A 19,820-nucleotide genomic window follows, 5' to 3' on the forward strand; every position below is an offset into this window, starting at 1 on the left:
GTACCCCCGGGCCGACGACGCGTGCCCGGCCACGTCCTGTTCACCGGGACGTCGTCCGACGATCGACCGCCCGCCACCTGTCGCTCCTACCGTCGGGCGGTACGTCAAAGACCTCACTCTGGCCAGTTGATCGCGCGGCCCGGATTGGTGTCGAACATCTGCAGGCTGCCCTGGGTGCGTAGGGCCACCAGATTCTCGTGCTCGCCGATGTCGAGGTTGCCGATGACGTTGTCCGGGACGTGACCGAGATCCTCATCCTCGTTCTGCGCCCGCCCGTGCGGGCGCCGTTGCGCGAGGCGTCGCGCAGATCGGGCGGTGGTGGCGATGTCAGGGGTGTCTGGGAGGGTTGCCGGGTGACCTTGCAGGGGTTCCGGGTCGAGCTGGCACCGACGCCCGAGCAGATGGGTCGGCTCGCGCAGCACGCCGGGCTGCACCGGGTCGTGTTCAACCACGCGCTCGCGCACGTCAAGGCCGTCATGGATCAACGTGCCGCGGAGAAGACGTACGGCATCGGCGAGGCGGAATTGACGCCGGGGATCGGGTGGTCCGCGCCCGCGCTGGAACGGTACTGGCGCGCCACCCACCGCGACGTGTATCCGTGGTTCACCGATGAGGCGTTGAGCTCGCGGGTCCCGAAGGAGGCGTGCAGGGCCTTGGCGGCCGCGCTGTCGAACTGGGCCAAGTCCAGGACCGGAGCGCGCAAGGGCCGCCGGGTCCGGTTCCCGAGGTTCCGGCGGCGTAAGGACGGCGCGCGGTTCCGGATGGACGCCGACCGCGCCCGACCCGTCGACCCTCGTCACGCGCGTGTACCTGCCGTCGGGGCCGTGGCCACTCGTGAGGACATGGGCTGGCTCACCGGCCGTGTCGCTGCCGGGACAGCGCGGGTGATCGGGTCCCGCATCGAGCAGCGTTCCGGGCGGTGGTGGATCAGCTTCCAGGTCGACGTCGACCGCACGGAACTGAACGCCCGCAGGGCCGCCCCAGCGGACGGTCCGGCGGTCGGGATCGACCTCGGCCTGAAGACGTTCGCCACGATCGCGTCCGACGACGGCTCCGTCACTGAGGTGGCCAACCCACGCCACCTGAACCGGCGGCTGCGGCGGCTGCGGCGGGCGAACAAGGCCCTCGCACGAACACAACGTGGGTCGGCGAACCGCGCCAAGGCCGCCCGCACCGTGGCGAAGGTCCACCTGGACGTCGCGCACGCCCGTGCTGACTTCCTGCACAAGCTCACGACGTCGTTGACGAGAACCAACTCAACGATCGTCATCGAGGACCTCGCCGTCGCAGGAATGGTCCGCAACAGAAGGCTGGCCCGGCACGTCGCCGACGCGGGGTGGGCCGAGCTGCGCCGCCAGCTGCAATACAAGGCAGCCTGGTACGGCTCGAAGCTGGTCGTTGCGGACAGGTGGTACCCCTCGACCAAGACATGCAGCTCGTGCGGCGACGTCAACAGCCACCTCACGTTGTCCGACCGACGCTGGACCTGCGCGTGCGGCACCGTTCACGACCGCGACCGGACCGCCGCCCTCAACCTCCTACGCCTCGCCGCGTAGACCTCACGGTCGCCGGGCAGTTCCCCGAGAGACCCAAAACGCCTGTCGAGACCACGTAAGCCCCGCCCGCCAGGGCAGGCAACGGTCAACGAAGCAGGAAGAAGGAATCACCGAGATTCCTCGAACGGCATGGCCGACCAGGTGACGATCCAGAGCTTCGACTGGGGATCCCTCATGCGGGTGCGCGAGGTGATGCCGGAGCTGCCGGTCGTCGCGCTCACCAACGGCCAGCAGTTCCTCCAGGTGGGGATGCCCGGGGCGTCGCCGTGGCTCGGCGGCATCGACATCGACGACTTCGACGGGGACCTCGTCGCCGCGGTCGACTCGTTCGGCGCCGACGCGATCTCGCCGGTGCACGGCGACCCGCAGAACGGGTCGATCGACGACCCCGGCTACGTGCCGTTCACCACGCAAGAGCTCGTCGACGACGCGCACGCCGCCGGCATCCGCGTGGTGCCGTGGACCGTCGACGACCGCCCCACGCTCGAGCACCTGGTCGACTTCGGCGTGGACGGGATCATCACCGACCGGCCCGACGTGCTGCGCGAGGTTCTCGCCGACCGCGGCTACGACCTGCCCAAGGGCTACGTGTGGGAGGGCGACCCGCGGCTCGTGAACCTCGCCGCCCGCGCGCAGTGCGTGAACGGCCGCGCCCACGTCGCCGTCTACGCGGTCAACGGCGAGCAGGTCCGCATCGACGTCCGCTTGACGACGCCCTTCGGCGACGCGAAGCGCAGCGCGGTGCGGCCGGGTGGCGGGGCTTACGCGCTCGTGGACTCCGGTGCGACGACGGTGCCCGCCGGGTCGGCGACCGTCGCCGGGTACCTGTGGGACGGCGTCGGGCACCACGAGGTGCGGACCGTCCCGTACGCGGGCGTGGCCTGCGGCTGACCGCGTGGCCGGGCCGGTCCGGAGCGGCCGGTCCGGGCGCCTGAGCAGCACGACGACGGCCGGCGCATCCCGTGCGCCGGCCGCCGTCGTGGAGGACGTCAGCTCCCGGCGAGCCGGAGCGACCGGACGAGCTGGCCGAACCGCTCCTTCGAGTCGCCGTGGAGCGGCCCCCAGTACTCGAGCACCACGACCTCGTCGCCGCGGGAGAGCTCGACGATGCCCAGGAAGCGCGCCACGCCGTCGGTCGTGGAATCCTCCCCGACCTGGATGGAGGTGTGCTCGGCGCCGGGGACGTCGTGCCGGTAACCGTAGGGCCGGGGGCCGGTGCCGGGACCGTCGCCGAGCGTCGTCGTAGAGACGTCGACGGTCTCCTCGGGCTGCTCGTCGTCCGGGTCAGAGGACCAGCCGGCCCCGTCGGGCGTCGGGACCTCCGTCCACCCGGGCGGCACCGCGAGGTGCAGCTCGGAGCCCTGCACCTCGACCCACCCCTGGGGGACGTCCGACGTCGGGAGCAGCGGAAGGTCGTCCGGGCCCGGGACGGACTCCGACCCGGCACCGAGGCCGAGCGTCCCGAGGAGCTGCATGGTCAGCGCACGGCCGTCGGACGTGTCGGGCGTCTCCGTCGTGACGAAGTACGCACGCCCGTCCGCGCGCCGCACGCTCGTGGTGGTGGTGCGACGGTCGTCGGCGGACCGGGGCTCCACCAGGACCACGTCGGCGCCTTCGAGCGGGAACGTGAACGCGGGGTAGAGGTTCGAGGGTGCGAGCGAGTCGGGCCAGCCGGCGGCGTCCGCCACCTGCCGGATCGTGAGGGCCGCAGTACCGTCTCCGCTCTCCGCCCGGAACGCCGACCCGGAGGGGAACGCGTCGGACGTCGTGTCGTCGTCCACCCATCCTGGCGGGACCGCGTACTCCAGCCCGGCGAACTCGGCCTCCTTCCAGCCGTCCGGGACGCCGGCTGCGAACCCCTCGAGCTGCTGCAGCTCCGGAACCCCTTCAGGCGATGGCAGGGGTGCGGACTCCTCGCCCACCGACACCGAGCGGACCAGATCCCCGAACATCTCCTCGCCCTGGTCGGCGTCCCCCCAGACCAGGCTCACCTGTACCACGTCGCCGGAGTCCAGGTGGACCTGGAGCGTGCCGACGAAGTCCTGGACCATGCTGGGGATGTCCGAGTTGTCCTCGGTGACGTACTCCGCCGACACCGCGCCGGGAATCCGGACGTCGGTCGGCGTGAGGGCGGAGCCCGGTGGCACGAGCGGCAGGTCCTCGCCCGTCTGGACCTGCACGAAGCTCTGTGCTCCCACGGCCTGGTCGTCCTTCCAGACGCCGTCGGCGCTCGACTCGAGCCCCGGCGGCACGGCGAAGCGCACCCCGCCGACGGCGACGGGCGTCCATCCCGACGGCACGTCGGACACTGCGGGGGCGAGAGCGGTCGGGGAGCTCGTGAGCACTCCCACCCCCGCCACCGCACCCACGGCGGCCAGGACTCCGACGCCGGTCACGGCGGCGCGGCGCACCCGCCCGCGCCGCACCGCGCGGCGCCCCATCGCCATGCCGTCGAGCCCGGCGACCGGGCCGACCCGTTCGGCCGCGTGCTGAAGCTCTGCAACAAAGTCGTCCTGGAGGGTCATCGGACCGTCCCCTTTCTCGTCCGTACCGTGTCGGCCGCGCCGGCCGTACCGTCCGCGCCCAGCAGCTTGCGCAGCCTCGCCAGGCCTCGCGACCCGCCCGACTTCACCGCGCCGACCGAGATCCCGAGCTCGTGGGCGGTCTGCACCTCCGAGCAGTCGAGCAGGAAGCGCAGGACGACGACGCGGCGCTGCGCCTCGGGCAGCTGCCGCAGCGCCCGCACGAGCTCGTCGCGGTCCACGACCGTGCGCGTCCCGTCGGGCACGGGCGCCGGGCGCAGGTCCACCGGGTCCGACAGCACGTCGCGGCGCGTGCGCCGCCAGCCGTCGATGCGCGCCGTCGCGATGACGCGCCGCGCATAGGCGAAGGGCTCGCCGTCGCCGACCCGCCCCCACGCCAGGTACGTCCGCTCCAGCGCGAGCTGGACCAGGTCGCCCGCGCGATGCTCGTCGCCGCAGAGCAGGTATGCGATCCGGGAGAGCGCGGGAGTGCTCGCCGCCGCGAACGCCGTGAAGCGTTCCGCGGGCGTCATGCCCGCCGCGACGACCCGGAATTGTTCGTCGCCGATCTCACCGAGAAGCGCCGAGGCGCTGTCGCTCGTCATGTCCACCGCTTTCGTCGTGAAGTCACGCAACACAGACGCCGCCCGCGGGCGAAAGGTTGCCACCGATCCCTCGGCGCTTCAGGAGCGAGCGGCCGTGTCGCACGAGACGCAGTCCATGCCTGAACGACTTCCCGTTCCACGCGACGTCGGCGGGGGCACGAGTCAGGCGGCTGAGCCCGTCGCGCGACGCAGGAGGTGCAGGACCGACTGGTAGTGCTCGGTCACGGTGCCGCCCAGGTCGTCGACCGCGCGCGCTGCATGCTCCGCTTCTTCCGCGCTCCAGTCGCTGAACGTGCGGAAGAGCCGGTGCACCTGGTCGCGGTCGAGGTCGATCGACCAGCGCCAGCGCTCGGACCGGACGTGCTCGAACAGGCCGCCCGCCGACAGCTCCGGCACGGTCGGCCGCAGCTCGCGGGCGGGCGCGTCGTCGGGGCGCTCGCGTCGGGACACGATCTCGCCGACGCGGCTCCGGAACGGCGTGGTGACGTCGTCGCCGAACACGTTCCGCCACACGGCGAGCCAGCCGCTCGGCCGCAGGGCGGCGTGGAGCGCAGGCAGCCCGACCTCCAGGTCCACCCAGTGCATCGACGTCGCCGCGACGACGGCGTCGAACGCGGCGTCCGGGAGCCGTGCGTCCTCGAGCCGGGTCACGAGCACCTCGGATGCCGGGGCGGCGGCGTGCGCGAGGGCTGCCAGACGCTCGCCCGGCTCGATCGCGACCACGTCGGTCCCGCGGCGGACGAGCTCCGCGGTGGCGAGCCCGGAGCCCGCGCCCACCTCGAGGACGCGCACGCCACGACCGATCGCACCCACCGACTCCAGGGTGTCGAACACGACGGCGGGGTACGGCGGGCGTGCCGACGCGTACACGGCGGCCATCCCCTCGAAGTGCATGCTCGACATCGCCCCACCCTAGGTCGGCGGCATGCTTGAGCCCGTCGCGGACCTGGAGCTTGCCAAACCGGGTCGCGACGCGCGCCACCGTTTGAGCCGGTTGAGCATGCACTCCACGGCGTGCCGCTTCTCGTAGATCTCATGGTCCAACTTCGGTGGGCGCCTGCCCATGGAGCCGTTTGGCAGCCGGTGGGTGCGGTGGTCCCTTCTTCTCCGGGATCGTGGAGATGACGCCGCGGCGACGCAGCAGGCGGCGGTTCGCGGCGCAGGCGTTCGCCTTGTCAGCCCGCACCCCGGTCCGGGCACCGGTGGGGACCCCACCGGTGCCACCTGGCCTCTTGACCCGGACCTGGTCGGGGTCGGGACCGAACCGCGGACCGTCGCCGCGCTGTCCGGCGGTGATGACCTATGCAATCACGCTGCAACGACACGCCGGAAACCGGTGGATCCGACCCGCTCTGCGCGCCGCGGCCCGACGAACCCGACGGCCTGTTACCCGCCTGAAGATCAACTGTGCAGCCGCCCCGGTGTCGCGGGCAGGTCCCACTCTTCGTCCGTCGTGCGCAGCACGCGCCATGCCAGCGCCGCCATCCCGAGTGCGGTGAGTCCCCACGCGAGCAGGTCGAGCCAGCGCAGCGACGTCATCACTGCGACGAGGTGGAGTGGCTGGGAGATGATCAACAGGATGGCGACGACGAGGGGGATGGCGCGCGCGGACAGGGCTGCGGCTCCGAGCAGCACAGTTCCGGCGATGTGACCGACCAGAAACGCCACCATCAGAATCGTGGAAGTGGGCAGCGCCATCATCGCGTCAGCCACGAGATCGGTGTCCGCGGGGGCCATTCCCGCGTCGTGGCCAGCCATGTTGAAGGCGTCGAGACCGAACAGCGCGCTCATGCCGAGGTAGCCGGGGATGAGCAGCGCGGCGGTCCAGGCCGCGAGGCGGGGCGCGCTCCTCCGCAGCAGATGGATGGCCGCGTATGCGCCCGGCAGGAGGGTGAAGACCGCGACCACTCCGAGGGCGAGAACGAGACGTTGGGCGCTGGGATCCGCGGCGACCGATTCGGCGACGGGTTCGCCGGGGATGACGAACCGCAGCAAGGCGACGGCGGCCGGCCCGAGCGGCATGAGGATCGCCGCGACGATTCGGTCCAAGCGGCGGAGGTCCGCACGTGGTCGGATGGTTTCGGGTGTCGCGCGCCGAATGGTGGTAGTCATCGCCGCGTCCCGCCGAATCCGTACACGACGAGCACGGCGCACAGCACGGCCAGCAAGATGTCGGCGGCGGCCAAGACGACTCCGGCGGCGAGCACACCGGCCAGCACCAGCCCGCTATGCGGGATGCCGATGCGGCGCAGGGTTGTGTCGATCGAGAGCGTGGACATGACGTTCCTTTCTCGTCGACGCTCTGCCGACTTCTCCCAGCATTCGCCGTCACCGCGCTCGAGACACGGGGTCTGGGCCCTTGGCGAGGAGGAGGTATTCCCGGATCACCCGGGGGCATACCCCTACTGACCACGTTCGCCCGCCTGGACGACTCGGGCTCGTCGCGGGACCACCCACCGAACCCGGAGCGATTCAGTCGACATGCACCCGAGATCGACCGACGCCGAGCGTGGCACCTTGACCGGAGAGCGGTACGTGCGACCTCGCCGGCGCGTCCTCGCTGCGCGTTCAGCCAGCGTGGTGGTAGACGATCTGCCAGTTTCCTTCGACAACCTTGAGAAGCAGGGTGTGGTGCTCCGAGTTCCCTGTCGTGGTCACTCCTCGCGCGGAACAGAGGGCTTCCCAGCGGCCGGTTCCGACCGTCCACTCGACGTCAGAGATGGACAGCACGTCGAGCTCGAGCAGTCGGGTGACCACGGCTTCCCGTCGTCGAGCTGCGCTACCAGCTGCCCACAGAGTGGCGTCCCGGTCGACCAGTGCGTCGAGGAGCGTTCGAGACGTCCCCTCCAGGGCCCGCCGGACGGCTTCGAGGAACATCTCGAGCTCGCGTGCGGTCTCCTCGCGGGTGTCGACCCCCGAAGCTGTGCACGAACACGTCTTCGCCAGCGGGCAACGCCGCGTACTCAGCCTCGTCGAGGGGCCGGAGCTCATAGGCCACGACCACCTCGCCGGCAGCGAAGTCGCGCGCTGCGTACAGGCCTTGGCCCGCGAGGCCGCCTGGACCGAGCTCCACGTCACCCACGGGGCAACACCGTAGTAGCAGCGACGTGCATCGACCCGGCGACGTGCCTCTCGACAGCCTTGCGCCGACAGTCGCGGGCAGGAGCTGTCACACGTGCTGCACGGCCGGTGTCTTCATGTCGACGGACACACCCGACCACTGGAGGAAACATGACCGGCAGCGCGCGAGTCCCCGAGATCGAGGTCACCGGCATCTACGGCAGCCTGGTGAAGACGATGAGCCGACGGATGCTCGGACAGGTCCCGGAATCGCTCGGGGTGATGTGGAACAACCGGCCCGTGTTCAAGGACCTGATGACGATGGGCCGCAAGGCCGAGAAGTGGGACGCGCTCGACCCGAACCTCGCGACGTTCGCGCACATGGCGACGGCCGCGACGGTCGGGTGCGAGTTCTGCCTGGACCTGCACTACTTCCTCGCGCACGACAAGGGCCTGGACGAGGCGAAGGCGCGCGAGGTCCCGCGGTGGCGCGAGTCCGACGTGTTCACGCCGACCGAGCGGCGCGTCATGGAGTACGCCGAGGCGATGTGCCAGACCCCGCCCACGGTGTCGGACGAGCTGTCCGACGCGCTGCTCGCCGACCTGGGTCCCGCCGCGCTCGTGGAGCTCGCGGCCAAGGTCGGGTTCTTGAACGCCACGGCGCGCGCCAACGTGGCGCTCGGCATCCGCTCGCAGGAGCTCGCGGCGTCGTGCGGGCTGGCGCCGCTCGCCGCACCCGCCTCGCGCGCCGGCGGACGCGGGCCCGAGGTCGGTGACAGGGTGGGCGCATGAGCGACGACCCGTTCGTCACCCACCGCGGCCTGCTCTTCACCGTCGCCTACGAGATGCTCGGCTCCGCCGCCGACGCCGAGGACGTGGTGCAGGAGTCCTGGCTGCGGTGGGCCGGCGTCGACCAGGACGACGTGCGCGACCCGCGCTCCTACCTCGTGCGGGTCGTCACCCGACAGGCGCTCAACCGGATGCGCACGCAGTCCCGGCGGCGCGAGGACTACGTGGGCGAGTGGCTGCCCGAGCCGCTGCTGACCAGTCCCGACGTGGCCGACGACGTCGAGCTCGCCGAGAGCGTCTCGCTCGCGATGCTCACCGTGCTCGAGACGCTCCGGCCCGCCGAGCGCGCCGTGTTCGTCCTGCGCGAGGTCTTCGACGTGCCGTACGACGAGATCGCGGAGGCCGTCGACCGCTCGCCCGCGGCCGTGCGGCAGATCGCGCACCGGGCACGGGACCACGTCGCGGCGCGGCGGCCCCGGGTCCGGGTGGACCGTGCGGAACAGCGGCAGGTCGTGGACCGGTTCCTCGCGGCCCTCTCCACCGGCGACGTGCAGGGCCTGCTCGACGTCCTCGCCCCCGACGTCGTCCTCGTGTCCGACGGCGGCGGCGTCGTCTCGGCCGCGCGGCGTCCCGTGGTGGGGGCGGACAAGCTCGCGCGGTACATGCTGGGCGGGCTCGCGAAGGCCGCGGGGACCGTGTCCGCGAGCGCGGCCTGGATCAACGGCTCGCCTGGCCTCCGGATCGAGGTCGACGGCGAGCTGGCGAGCGCCGTGGGCATCGTCGTCGAGAACGGCAGGATCACACGGCTCTTCGGCATGGCGAACCCGGAGAAGCTGGCGTGGCTCGACGACGAGGCGCTGCTCGCGCGGTAGGGCGCGCCTAGGGTGTCTGCTCTGCGGGAGGACCTCCGCGAAGATCGTGACAGCAACGAGGGATCAGGAGCAGGACACCTCCATGACGACGACACCCGACCACGACGCCTACATCGCCGCGGCGCCCGAGCAGTTCCAGCCCGCCCTCAGGAGCTTGCGCACGCTGCTGTCCCGGCTCCTGCCGGAGGCGGACGAGATCGTCGCGTACAACATGCCGGGGTTCAGCATCGGCGGCACGGTGGTCGCGAGCTATGCGGCGTTCAGCAAGCAGTGCGGGCTGTATCTCCTTCCCGGCGCCATCTCCGAGCATGCCGAGGATATCCAGGCCGCCGGCCTCAAGGCGACCAAGACCGGCATCACCTTCTCGCCCCGCAATCCGATCCCGGACGACCTCGTCGAACGGCTGGTGCGAGCGTCGCGCGACCTCCCGGGCGAGGATCGCGCCAGGACCTAGCGTCCGGAGGGCTCTGCCTGGCCGGTCGTGGACGGCCTGGAGAACTCTTCGATCAGCACGGGGTACTGCTCGGCGCCGTGCCCCGCCGCGACGGAACGGTCCGCGATGGCCTTGAGCAGACGTGGCAGCTCGTCGTTCACACCGGCAGCCTCGCTCTCGGCGATCAGGTGCGACATCGCCCGCACGTCGGTCTCCAGGGCCGAGACCTCGGCGGGGAACGACCCGCGGTCGACCTGTTCTGCGTACCCGGGCAGCCACCCGGCCACACCGGTCGCGATCTGCTGCGCGAACGGCGCGTACACCGCGGCGTCGACCCCGGCCGTCCTCAGCAGGGCGGTGCCGTGCAACCACGCGTCGAGGACGCTCCACATCATGGTCAGCCCGGCGGCGTCGTACAACGCCGCCAGCCCGGGGTCGTCGCCGAGGTGCGTGACGGTGCCCAGCGCTGCGAGGGTCGGTTCGTGCTTCTCGAAGTCGGACCTCGGCCCGCTGTGCAGCACGACCGCATCCGCGGTCCCGATCGCGGGCGGGACGGCCATGATGGCGCCGTCCAGGTACCGGGCGCCCCGGCTCTCGGCCCAGCGGGCCGCTTCCCGAGCGTCGGCCGAGCTGCCCGAGGTCAGGTTGACCACGGTGGCGCCGTCGAGCCCGACCCCGTCGAGCACCTCGTGGACGGCGGCGTAGTCGGTGAGGCAGAGGACCGTGAGGGAGCCGTCGCGGAGGGCATGACCGACCGAGGGCGCGAGGTGCGCTCCGTCGGCGACCAGCTTTTCGGCCGTGGCAACGGTGCGGTTCCACACGGTGGTGGGGTGCCCGGCCCGCAGGAACGCCCGGGCGAGAGAGCGACCCATCAGGCCGAGGCCGACGACGGACACGGGGAGGTCGGATGACGAAGGGGTGCCGGAGGTGTTGTCCATGGGGGAATCGTCGACGTTCGTACCGGTGTGAAGGTCAAGGGGGAGCGGCATGCGGATCGGAGAGCTGAGTCGACGGACGGGCGTTCGCGCCCACCAGCTGCGCTACTACGGGTCTCGGGGCCTGCTGGTCGCCGGGCGCAGCGCGAACGGCTACCGCGACTACGGCGAGGACGCCGTGCTCCGGGTGACGCAGATCCGCCACCTCCTCGGTGCGGGTCTGTCGTCCGAGGACATCGCGTACGTGCTGCCTTGCGCCGTCGGCGAGGAACCGGAGCTGCAGGGGTGTCCCGAGCTGCTGGCCGCGATGCGGTCACGGCTCCAGCGGTTGGAGGACCAGGCCGCCAGGCTCGACAGGTCTCGCGCCGCGCTCGTCCACTACATCGCGGTCGCCGAGCGGACGGATGACGAGAGCTGCCCGACCCTCGTCGGGCGGTGATCTGTGAGTCGGACACCCGCGCAGGGGCGCTCCCAGGTCATGGTGGACCCGATTCTGGCTTCCGGCCTCGCGGCGGATCCAGCGGTTCCGAGATCTGGGGTCAGGCCCATTCCTCCATGCTTTCCTCCAGGTGAGTACCGCACTTGAAAGTGCGTACTTCCGTCACGAACCATGCTTCCCGAACGATGGTGGCATGTCCTCGACACCCGGGAGCAGCGCCCCGACGGCGGGCCCGCGTCAGTGGCTCGGCCTCGCCGTCCTCGCCCTCCCGACCCTCCTGCTCTCCCTCGACATCACCGTGCTGCACCTGGCTGTGCCTCACCTCGCCGCGGACCTGCAGCCGTCGAGCACGCAGCTGCTGTGGATCCTGGACGTCTACGGCTTCATGATCGCCGGATTCCTCGTCACCATGGGCACGCTCGGCGACCGCATCGGTCGCCGCCGGCTGCTCCTGGTCGGGGCGGCCGCGTTCGGTGCCGCATCGGCTGCCGCGGCCTGGTCGACGAGCGCCGAGATGCTCATCGCGAGCCGCGCGCTGCTCGGCGTCGCCGGTGCCACGCTCATGCCCTCCACGCTCGCGCTGATCAGCACGATGTTCACGGACCTGCGCCAGCGGGGCCTGGCCATCGGGATCTGGGCCGCGATGTTCTCCGCGGGGATCGCGATCGGTCCCGTGGTCGGCGGTCTGATGCTCGAGCAGTTCTGGTGGGGCTCGGTGTTCCTCCTCGGCGTGCCGATCATGGCGCTCCTGCTCGTGACCGGTCCGCTCCTGCTGCCCGAGTACCGCGACCCGGCCGCCGGCCGGCTCGACCTCGCGAGCGTCGTGCTCGCCGTCGGCGCCATGCTCGCCCTGGTCCTCGGCATCAAGGAGCTCGCCACGCACGGTATGGCCGTCCTGCCCCTCACCGCCCTGGCGGCGGGCCTCGTGCTCGGGACGGGGTTCGTCCGACGACAGGCGCGCGTCGAGGCGCCGATCCTCGACCTCGCGCTGTTCCGCAGCCGTCGACTGCGGGTCGCGCTCGTCGTGCTGCTCGTCAGCACGGGCGCCGTCGGCGGCATCTACCTGTTCATCACCCAGTACCTGCAGCTCGTGATCGGCCTGTCGCCGCTCGAGGCGGGGCTGTGGCTGCTCCCCGCGGCGGGGGTGCTCGTCGCGACGTCGCTCGCTGCGCCGCTCGTGGTCCGCCACGTACGGCCCGGCGTGGTCGTGACCGCGTCCCTCGCGCTCTCTGCCGTCGGCTACCTCGTGCTCGCCCAGGTCCCGCCCACCGGCGGGCTCGCCCTCGTGGTCGTGGGGTTCGTCCTCGTGTACGCCGGTGGCGGACCGGTCATCGCGCTGGGCACGGAGATCGTCGTCGGCGCCGCGCCGGCGGAGAAGTCCGGTGCCGCGTCCGCGCTCAGCGAGACGAGCACCGAGCTCGGCGTCGGCCTCGGCCTCGCGGTGCTCGGGAGCGTCGGCGCCGCGCTGTACCGGATCGGGATGGTCGACGCCGTCCCCGGCCTCGACCCGCAGGCCGCCGACGCCGCGCGCGAAACCCTCGCGGGCGCGCTCACGGCCGCGCAGGACGCGCCCGCCGGCGCGGGCGAGGCGCTCGTCGCGTCGGCGACCAGCGCCTTCGCCGACGGCTTCACCGCCGCGGCGTGGACCGGTGCGGCCCTCGTCGTCGCGGTGGCGGTGCTCGCCGGGGTGGTCCTGCGCCGCAGCGCGGGCGCGACGCCCGACGGGCCGGCGGACGTCGCCGTGCCCGCCGAGGTCGTGCCGGCCACGAGCGTCGGCGAGGGTGAGGAGACCGTGACGGTCCGCGTATGACCGCGCTGCGCGTCGCCCGACGGCGCGACATCCACGACAGGCCACGACGAGAGGAGACGGTGACGACTACCGAACCAGTCCGATGGGCTCGCTCACGGCGCTCACGCACGGTGGCGCCCAAGAGGTCGCCCTGACCATCGCGATCGTGGGCTATCGCCTTGTCCGACGGTGGGCCCGCGGCTCGTCCCCGGAGGTTTACTGCTGGTCATGACGTCCCTCGCCGCGGTCGGAGCATCACAGGCCGGCGCAACGCTGCGCACAACCCGCCGTTGGTCAACGACAGGCCTCGCCGAATCTTGTGCTGGAATTGCCTGCCGAGCTGCTCTGGACGACGTCAGCGAGCGGCGCACCACAACGTCCAGCGGTCGCGCTCGAGCACCGGCCCGGCCGGCAGTCGCCGGCGTAGCTCTGAGACGAGGTGCGAGAGCTCGTCGTCGTCCAGCTCGTGCAGGATCGAGCGACCGGTCCTGGTGGCGATCTCGGCGAGGTAGGCCTCCCTGTCGTCGTACCTGCGTCGAACTTCCCACAGCGTATGGACGCTGAGGGCATCGAACCCGGCAGCGCTGAGCGCGCCTCGGAGACCGGCTTCGTCGGGACGGCGTGCGGCTTCGACCTGTCGTAGGCGGGGAAAGACGTCGAACAGCCAGCCCCGCGGGTGGCGCTCGTTCCCCGGTTGGTCGACGTCTGCCATCGTCCGGTCCTGGATCAGGTAGCGGCCTCCCTCGCGCAGCAGTCGGTGTGCCTCGCAGACGACCGCGGGCAGGTCCGCGACGTGGTGCACCAGGGCTCGGGCGAACACCACGTCGGCGCGGGCAGCGGAAAGGCCTGTAGCCGCCGCATCTCCCAGGTGCAGGTCCAAGCCTGCAGCCGCCCATAGCGACCCCGGACGCGCAGGACGCGGCCCGAGAAGCCGTCGGTTCTGCAGTTGCCGCTGCTGTCGCGCCGCTAGTTCGTGCTGCTGGCTACCAGCCGTGGCGACGATCGCGCGGGTGACGGCTTCAGGGTCGGTCTCGGCAGTCTGCCGCGGTAGGCGGTGCCGTCGACGGCGTGCGTGCGGCTATCGAGGAGAGACCCTGCCGAGGAGACCTCTGGTCAGCGGCCACCGTCCCCAGGCGACCAGCGCGAGCACGATCGCCTCTACGGTGGTGAAGATCGCGACCACCTCCGTTCCGGGCAGCAGGAACAGGTGGGTGACTGTCGCACCGGTCAGGACACCGATGAGTCCGACGGCTGCTAGCCCGGACAGCCGAGGGATCAGCAGCCCGATGGCTCCGGCCAGTTCGATCACGCCGGTGAGGATCCGCAACCACTGGCCGAAGCCGATGGTCTCGAAGGTCGCGACGACCTCGGGCTGCGCGGCGAGCTTGGTCAGGCCACCGAAGGCAAAGTGCGCGGCCAGCAGCGCTTGCGTGATCCAGAGCGTGACGTTGACCGCCGGGCGACGGGTGAGCGGTGTGGTGTCGATGTCGTTCACGGCCATGGCAGAGGTCCTCCGGGAGTGACAGGCGGCGGGGAACTATACGGGATGTGTACTTTGTAAAAGTACTCTCTGTGTATAGTTCGTCGCAAGTGACGTCCGCCACATCGAAGGAGGTTGCGATGAGCGGATCGATCGCGGTCCCCGCCAACGCACGGAGCCGGCGCACGCGCGCCGCCCTGCTCACCGCCGCACGTGCGCTGCTGGAAGAGCTCGGCCCGGAGGCGCTGACGATGGACGCCACAGCCAGACGGGCCGGGGTGACGAGGCGGACGGTCTACCTCCACTTCCCGACCCGTGCGGATCTGCTGCTAGCGCTGTACGACCACGTTGCCGAGGTCGAGGGACTGGCCGATTCCGTTCGTCCGGTGCTGAGCGCGCCGGATCCCGTCACTGCGCTGGACGAGTTCGCTGCCTATCTCGGCAGGCTCCGTCAACGGGTCCGGCCAGTCGCGGTAGCCATACAACGGCAACGACGCAGCGACCCCGACTTCGCCGCCCACTGGGAGGTGGTCGCCGCCAACCAACGCCGGCTCTGCAGCCACCTGATCGAGGCGCTGCATCGCGAACGCTTGCTGAAGCCGTCGTGGACGGTCGACGATGCCACCGACATGCTGTGGGCGCTCATGTCCCACGACCTCATGGACAACCTGATGATCGACCGCGGCTGGCCCACCGAGAAGTACGTGGATCACCTGTCCGGCCTGCTGCGAGCCGTCTTCGTCAGCAGCGACGCCTGAGACGACGGTCGAGGATCGCTTGTTCGCAGGGTGGACCGCCCGGGTTCGGTGGATCGCCGTCGACCAGCGCCGCGAGCCGGGCGGCCGCGGTATCCGGGAGATCCGCACCCGTGACCAGGACCGTGGTGGCGAGCGCCGCCCGCGTGCCTGCGTCGTCGAGCCAGCCGGCGAGGAGGTCGTGGCCGTCCCGGACCCAGTCGGTGCCCTTGCTCGCGAGGGACCGACGTCGTAGCTCGGCCAGCGCCGCGTCGCGGTCGGCAGCGGGCAGGACGAGAACGACGTGGGGGACGCGGGCCAGTGCGGCGCGGACCGCGGACAGGTGCTCGTCAGCGGTGTACGCGGTGTGCCCGGCGCCGAGCGCGACGACGGCACCGGGGCTCTCGGCCACCACCCGCCGGACCGCGTGCGCTCTCGCCGGCTCCCACTCGCGCTCCGCCGCGACCCGACCGACCACCGCGACGCGCTCGACGAGGCGCTCGACGCTCCAGCCGACCTCGCCGTAGTAGCGGTCGCCGACCGCGTCCAGGTCGACGAACGGCGCGCCGACCCGTGCGGCCACGAGGGCGCCGAGCGTCGACTTGCCCGCGGCGGGCGGGCCGATCAGGACGAGGCGGGGGACGGCGAGCACGCCCGCGATGCTCTCACGGCGGCGTTGGCACCTCGCTGTGCACGGCACGCCGGGATCAGGCGACGCGTGCCTCGTCCAGGCGGTCGAGGATGCAGCGCACCGTCTCGGCGACGGTCCACCCGGTGGTGTCGAGGTGCAGGCCCCCGGGAGTCTCCCGGGCCGCGACAGCGAACTCCTCGGGTGTCCAGGCCCCGTACCCCTGTTTGTGCCGGGCGGCGTCGCGCGCCGCCAGCGTCGCGGCGTCGGGCGTCAGCACGACGCCGTAGCACGGCCGGGTCCGGACGGTCGCCGCGAATCGCTCCAGGTCCGGCCCGAGCAGGATGTCCTGGACCACCGCGGTGATCCCGGCCGCCGCGTAGGTGTCCGCGGTTCGCGCCGCGAGACGGTGCCGCAGGTCGAGCTGGGCTCGTGCGTCGGCCGAGAGCGGCGGGTCCATGGACGCTTGACCGCTCACGACGAAGCGTCGGAAGACGTCGCCTCGCACGTGCGCCGCGAGCGGGAAGGAGCGGGCCAGCGCGTCGGCGACGGTCGACTTCCCGGAGGCCATCGCGCCCGTGACCACGACGACCGGTGCCAGGGCCGCTGAAGACGTGGCAGTGCTCGGCACGGGCAGCGACGTCATGTCCGGACCGTACGCCGCGGATCTCACCCCGAGCGAGGGTTTTCGCTGCGCTTCGGCTCAGCACTCGTGCTCAGCACTCGATCTGCTGGTCGTGCTGAAGCCTTCGCTTGCTTCGCTGCGCTCCGGCTCAGCACTCGATGACGTTGACCGCCAGGCCACCCGTCGACGTCTCCTTGTACTTCGTCGACATGTCCACGCCGGTCTGGCGCATCGTCTCGATGACCGTGTCGAGCGACACGACGTGCGAGCCGTCGCCCTGGAGCGCGAGCCGGGCCGCGGACACGGCCGTGCACGCCGCGATCGCGTTGCGCTCGATGCACGGCACCTGCACGAGCCCGCCGACCGGGTCGCACGTCAGGCCCAGGTTGTGCTCCATCGCGATCTCCGCCGCGTTCTCGACCTGAGCGGGCGTGCCGCCCAGCACGGCGCACAGCGCTCCCGCGGCCATCGAGCACGCAGACCCGACCTCGCCCTGGCACCCGGCCTCCGCGCCCGAGATGGACGCGTTGCGCTTGTACAGCGCGCCGATGGCGGCCGCCGTGAGCAGGTAGGTCCGCATCGCCCGACGGCGCCGCTCGCCGTCCGCGGCCAGGTCCGCGTGGGTCCGCAGGAAGTGGCGCCCCACCGCGGGGATGATCCCCGCCGCGCCGTTCGTCGGGGCGGTCACGACGCGGCGACCGTCGGCGTTCTCCTCGTTCACCGCCATCGCGTAGGCCTGCAGCCACTCGATCGAGTGGTCGACCGCGCTCGACCCGTCCCGTTCCTGGCCCTCGAGCCGCTCCCGCTGCGCCCGTGCCCGACGTCGCACCCCCAGCCGGCCGGGCAGCACGCCCTGGCGGTCCAGGCCGGCGTCCACGCACGCGCTCATCGCGTCCCAGATCCGGTCGATCCCGGCCCCGACCTCCTCGGCAGGGCGCAGCGACGTCTCGTTCTCCCACGCGATGGCGGCGATCGTCGTCGCGTGCGCGGCGCACGTCGCGAGCAGCTCGGCGGCGTTCGCAAAGGGGTACGGCACGTCGGCCGGCTCGGTCGCCCGGTCGACCGGCTCGCCCGAGAGCTCCGCCCCGATCTGGGCCGCCTCGTTCGCCGACGCGGCCGCGAGCTCTGCCGCCGTGAGGACGAACCCGCCGCCCACCGAGTAGTACGCCTCCTCGGCGAGGATGTCGCCTGCGGCGGACAGCGCGGTGAACCGCATCCCGTTCGGGTGCCCCGGCATCCGCGTCAGCGGGGCGAGCCGCACATTCTCCTGGCGCACCGTCACGTCGTGGCGACCGAGGAGCGAGAGCCTCGCGCCGTCACCGAGCTTCTCCCACCCGCCCGGCACCCGGTCCGGGTCGCACGTCTCCGGGTCGAGGCCGATGAGCCCGGCGACCACCGCGTCGGGCGTCCCGTGCCCCACACCCGTCGCGCCCAGGGACCCGCACAGCACCACGCGCACGCCCGCGACCTCATCGAGCGCGCCGGCCTCGGCGAGGGACTGCGCGAAGGCGCGGGCCGCGCGCATCGGACCCACAGTGTGCGAGCTCGACGGGCCCACGCCGATCGAGAACAGGTCCAGCACGGACACGTAGGAACTCATGCGTCCATCGTCGCACCTCGTCTCATGATGCGGACAAGTCGGGAGGTCACGGAGTGCGCGCGAGCACGACCGGGCACGTCACGAGATGGTCGTCGACGAGGCCGCACGCCTGCATCGCGGCGTACGCCGTCGTCGGCCCGATGAACCGAAAGCCGAGCTTCTTGAACGCCTTCGCCAGGGCGACGGACTCGGGGGAGAAGGACGGGACGTCCGCCCACGTCCGTGGTCGAGCGGCCTCCGGCCGGGCCTCGGGTGCGAACGACCAGAACAGCTCCTCGAGCGTGCCGCCCTGCGCATGCAGCGCCAGCACGGCGCGCGCGTTGGAGATCGTGGCCTCGATCTTCTGGCGGTTGCGGATGATGCCGGCGTCGCCGAGCAGGCGCGTCACGTCGTCCTCGCCGAACCCGGCGACGACCTCGGGGTCGAAGCCCGCGAACGCCGCGCGGAACGTGGGCCGCTTGCGGAGCACCGTCAGCCACGACAGGCCCGACTGGAAACCCTCGAGGGCGATCCGCTCGAGCAGCGCCGCCTCGCCGCGGACCGGGACGCCCCACTCGGTGTCGTGGTAGCTCTCGTAGAGCGGGTCCCCGTCGCCGAAGCACCGGGCCCCGGACGGAGGTCGCACCGGGGCGTCGTCGGGCACCGCCAGGGGAGTCGTCCGTTCGGGGGCGGCGGTGCCGGGCGTGTCGGTCGTCATGGCCCCACTGTGCCGCGCAGCGCCGACATCGCGGAACCGGCGACGTGGATCTGTGGACGGAACCGGCTCGAGCAGGGGCTGTGGACGACCAGTGCGCAACCGCTCAGCGGCGCAGTGCCGTGCGCTGCTCGACGAACGCCTCGATGCCGTCGAGCACGATCTGCAGCCCGAAGTCGAAGCCGTCCTCCCACTCGTCCTCGTGCCGGGGGGCGTCGGACGTCGACGGCGGCAGCGCGGCGAGCGCGGCGAACAGGTCGGGGTACTCCGCCGGGGTCGCGAGGTGCTGCAGGACGGCCTCGAAGTCGTAGTAGGGGTTCGCGCGCTCGAGCGCGACAGGGTCGAGCTCGGACTCCGGGGTGTCGTCCGGCAGCTCCTGCTCACGGCGGACGGCGACCGCCGCGGCGCGCTGGGTCTCGATGATCACGCGCCCCTCGCCGAGCACGTGCTGCGCGAGCAGGCCGATGATCTGCAACTTCTCGTCCGTCGTGAGGCCGACGTCGCGCAGGACCGAGAACGCGCGGTCGATCCAGCGGACCCGGTGCGGCCCGAGGCGGACGGTCGTCAGCGGCAGCTCGAGGTACCAGGGGCGGGCGATGATGCCCTCGATCTGCACGCGCGTCCAGGCTTCGAGGCCGGCACGCCAGTCGCCCTCGACCACCGGGGGGAGCGCGAGGTCTGCGGAGGCGGCGTCGGCCATGAGCGACAGCAGCTCGTCCTTGCTCGCGACGTACCGGTACAGCGCCATCGACGAGTAGCCGAGCGACTCGGCGACGCGGGCCATCGACACGGCGTCGAGCCCTTCCGCGTCGGCGAGGTCGACCGCCGCGCGAGCGATCTGGTCGACGCTCAGTGCGGGCTTCGGCCCGCGGCGGCGCGGCGTGTCGCGACCCCACAGGCGCTGCAGCGTGGGGGAGAGCGCGGGCTCGGGAGCCACCGTCGCCTCGTCCGGCGCGTCGTCGTCCATGCGGACATCCTCTCGCGGGCATTGACCCGTCGCGAAACTGTGTCTACCGTACGCTTAACTGGTATCGACATAAACAGTTTCTGTCCAACGCT

23 protein-coding genes are annotated in these 19,820 nt (G+C 71.8%); 8 read left to right on the forward strand and 15 right to left on the reverse strand.

What is annotated here, in order from left to right:
* Positions 1-113 precede the first annotated feature (113 nt).
* Positions 114-464, reverse strand: a complete 351-nt coding sequence (locus tag AC4H2G_RS05930; protein ID WP_494364973.1) for a hypothetical protein — start codon at positions 462-464, stop codon at positions 114-116.
* Here AC4H2G_RS05930 and AC4H2G_RS05935 point away from each other — a divergent pair.
* Together AC4H2G_RS05935 and AC4H2G_RS05940 are read left to right on the forward strand one after the other, a co-directional pair.
* Positions 402-1,556: an RNA-guided endonuclease InsQ/TnpB family protein gene (locus tag AC4H2G_RS05935; RefSeq protein WP_494364829.1), complete on the forward strand. Its 1,155-nt coding sequence runs from the start codon at positions 402-404 to the stop codon at positions 1,554-1,556. The two genes, AC4H2G_RS05930 and AC4H2G_RS05935, sit on opposite strands and share 63 nt — an antisense overlap.
* 42 nt (positions 1,557-1,598) lie before the next feature.
* On the forward strand, positions 1,599-2,447 hold the full coding sequence (locus tag AC4H2G_RS05940) for a glycerophosphodiester phosphodiesterase (protein ID WP_494364969.1): 849 nt from the start codon (positions 1,599-1,601) through the stop codon (positions 2,445-2,447).
* Positions 2,448-2,545: 98 nt separating this feature from the next.
* Here AC4H2G_RS05940 and AC4H2G_RS05945 read toward each other — a convergent pair whose 3' ends face one another.
* The 6 genes from AC4H2G_RS05945 to AC4H2G_RS05970 form a co-directional block, all read right to left on the reverse strand.
* Positions 2,546-4,081 (reverse strand): hypothetical protein, encoded by a 1,536-nt coding sequence (locus AC4H2G_RS05945; protein ID WP_494364830.1) that lies wholly within the window; start codon positions 4,079-4,081, stop codon positions 2,546-2,548.
* A complete protein-coding gene (locus tag AC4H2G_RS05950; RefSeq protein ID WP_494364831.1) occupies positions 4,078-4,683 on the reverse strand; it encodes a SigE family RNA polymerase sigma factor in 606 nt (201 codons plus the stop codon). Before AC4H2G_RS05950 ends, AC4H2G_RS05945 begins: the two co-directional genes overlap by 4 nt.
* 162 nt (positions 4,684-4,845) lie before the next feature.
* Positions 4,846-5,586 carry a methyltransferase domain-containing protein gene (locus tag AC4H2G_RS05955; protein ID WP_494364832.1) on the reverse strand — a complete coding sequence of 247 codons (741 nt, stop codon included), beginning with the start codon at positions 5,584-5,586 and terminating at the stop codon, positions 4,846-4,848.
* Between the two features lie 498 nt (positions 5,587-6,084).
* Positions 6,085-6,795: a hypothetical protein gene (locus AC4H2G_RS05960; RefSeq protein WP_494364833.1), complete on the reverse strand. Its 711-nt coding sequence runs from the start codon at positions 6,793-6,795 to the stop codon at positions 6,085-6,087.
* A complete protein-coding gene (locus AC4H2G_RS05965; RefSeq protein WP_494364834.1) occupies positions 6,792-6,962 on the reverse strand; it encodes a hypothetical protein in 171 nt (56 codons plus the stop codon). The genes AC4H2G_RS05960 and AC4H2G_RS05965 overlap by 4 nt, the downstream gene beginning before the upstream one ends.
* Positions 6,963-7,251: 289 nt before the next feature.
* On the reverse strand, positions 7,252-7,674 hold the full coding sequence (locus AC4H2G_RS05970) for a hypothetical protein (RefSeq protein WP_494364835.1): 423 nt from the start codon (positions 7,672-7,674) through the stop codon (positions 7,252-7,254).
* Between the two features lie 240 nt (positions 7,675-7,914).
* On the opposite strand from AC4H2G_RS05970, the gene AC4H2G_RS05975 reads away from it, so the two are divergent.
* The 3 genes from AC4H2G_RS05975 to AC4H2G_RS05985 all read left to right on the forward strand — a co-directional run bounded on the left by AC4H2G_RS05975 (position 7,915) and on the right by AC4H2G_RS05985 (position 9,858).
* Entirely contained in the window at positions 7,915-8,535 is a 621-nt protein-coding gene (locus tag AC4H2G_RS05975) for a carboxymuconolactone decarboxylase family protein (protein WP_494364836.1), read from the forward strand.
* Positions 8,532-9,404, forward strand: a complete 873-nt coding sequence (locus tag AC4H2G_RS05980; RefSeq protein ID WP_494364837.1) for an RNA polymerase sigma-70 factor — start codon at positions 8,532-8,534, stop codon at positions 9,402-9,404. The genes AC4H2G_RS05975 and AC4H2G_RS05980 overlap by 4 nt, the downstream gene beginning before the upstream one ends.
* A gap of 82 nt (positions 9,405-9,486) precedes the next feature.
* The gene (locus tag AC4H2G_RS05985) at positions 9,487-9,858 is read left to right on the forward strand and encodes an iron chaperone (RefSeq protein WP_494364838.1); all 372 of its coding nucleotides are present in this window, start codon (positions 9,487-9,489) and stop codon (positions 9,856-9,858) included.
* Here AC4H2G_RS05985 and AC4H2G_RS05990 read toward each other — a convergent pair.
* Positions 9,855-10,775: an NAD(P)-dependent oxidoreductase gene (locus tag AC4H2G_RS05990; RefSeq protein WP_494364839.1), complete on the reverse strand. Its 921-nt coding sequence runs from the start codon at positions 10,773-10,775 to the stop codon at positions 9,855-9,857. The two genes, AC4H2G_RS05985 and AC4H2G_RS05990, sit on opposite strands and share 4 nt — an antisense overlap.
* 49 nt (positions 10,776-10,824) lie before the next feature.
* On the opposite strand from AC4H2G_RS05990, the gene AC4H2G_RS05995 reads away from it, so the two are divergent.
* The gene (locus AC4H2G_RS05995) at positions 10,825-11,211 is read left to right on the forward strand and encodes a MerR family transcriptional regulator (protein WP_494364840.1); all 387 of its coding nucleotides are present in this window, start codon (positions 10,825-10,827) and stop codon (positions 11,209-11,211) included.
* A 193-nt stretch (positions 11,212-11,404) separates the two neighbouring features.
* Positions 11,405-13,021, forward strand: a complete 1,617-nt coding sequence (locus AC4H2G_RS06000) for an MFS transporter (RefSeq protein ID WP_494364841.1) — start codon at positions 11,405-11,407, stop codon at positions 13,019-13,021.
* A gap of 334 nt (positions 13,022-13,355) precedes the next feature.
* Here AC4H2G_RS06000 and AC4H2G_RS06005 read toward each other — a convergent pair whose 3' ends face one another.
* Positions 13,356-14,003 carry a methyltransferase domain-containing protein gene (locus AC4H2G_RS06005; protein WP_494364970.1) on the reverse strand — a complete coding sequence of 216 codons (648 nt, stop codon included), beginning with the start codon at positions 14,001-14,003 and terminating at the stop codon, positions 13,356-13,358.
* A 75-nt stretch (positions 14,004-14,078) separates the two neighbouring features.
* Positions 14,079-14,501, reverse strand: a complete 423-nt coding sequence (locus AC4H2G_RS06010; protein WP_494364842.1) for a DoxX family protein — start codon at positions 14,499-14,501, stop codon at positions 14,079-14,081.
* A gap of 119 nt (positions 14,502-14,620) precedes the next feature.
* Between AC4H2G_RS06010 and AC4H2G_RS06015 the strand changes: the two genes are divergently transcribed.
* The gene (locus AC4H2G_RS06015) at positions 14,621-15,238 is read left to right on the forward strand and encodes a TetR/AcrR family transcriptional regulator (RefSeq protein WP_494364843.1); all 618 of its coding nucleotides are present in this window, start codon (positions 14,621-14,623) and stop codon (positions 15,236-15,238) included.
* On the opposite strand, the gene AC4H2G_RS06020 is transcribed toward AC4H2G_RS06015, so the two are convergent.
* The 5 genes from AC4H2G_RS06020 to AC4H2G_RS06040 all read right to left on the reverse strand — a co-directional run bounded on the left by AC4H2G_RS06020 (position 15,222) and on the right by AC4H2G_RS06040 (position 19,728).
* Positions 15,222-15,866: a shikimate kinase gene (locus AC4H2G_RS06020; RefSeq protein WP_494364844.1), complete on the reverse strand. Its 645-nt coding sequence runs from the start codon at positions 15,864-15,866 to the stop codon at positions 15,222-15,224. The genes AC4H2G_RS06015 and AC4H2G_RS06020 overlap by 17 nt on opposite strands.
* Before the next feature lie 55 nt (positions 15,867-15,921).
* The gene (locus tag AC4H2G_RS06025; protein ID WP_494364845.1) at positions 15,922-16,488 is read right to left on the reverse strand and encodes an AAA family ATPase; all 567 of its coding nucleotides are present in this window, start codon (positions 16,486-16,488) and stop codon (positions 15,922-15,924) included.
* A gap of 127 nt (positions 16,489-16,615) precedes the next feature.
* Positions 16,616-18,067, reverse strand: coding sequence for an L-serine ammonia-lyase (locus tag AC4H2G_RS06030; protein WP_494364846.1), 1,452 nt, complete (start codon positions 18,065-18,067; stop codon positions 16,616-16,618).
* 46 nt (positions 18,068-18,113) lie between these two features.
* Positions 18,114-18,764 (reverse strand): DNA-3-methyladenine glycosylase I, encoded by a 651-nt coding sequence (locus tag AC4H2G_RS06035; protein WP_494364847.1) that lies wholly within the window; start codon positions 18,762-18,764, stop codon positions 18,114-18,116.
* A gap of 103 nt (positions 18,765-18,867) precedes the next feature.
* On the reverse strand, positions 18,868-19,728 hold the full coding sequence (locus tag AC4H2G_RS06040; protein WP_494364848.1) for a TetR/AcrR family transcriptional regulator: 861 nt from the start codon (positions 19,726-19,728) through the stop codon (positions 18,868-18,870).
* Positions 19,729-19,820 lie beyond the last annotated feature (92 nt).

Source organism: Cellulosimicrobium sp. BMG9.23 (assembly GCF_059159985.1).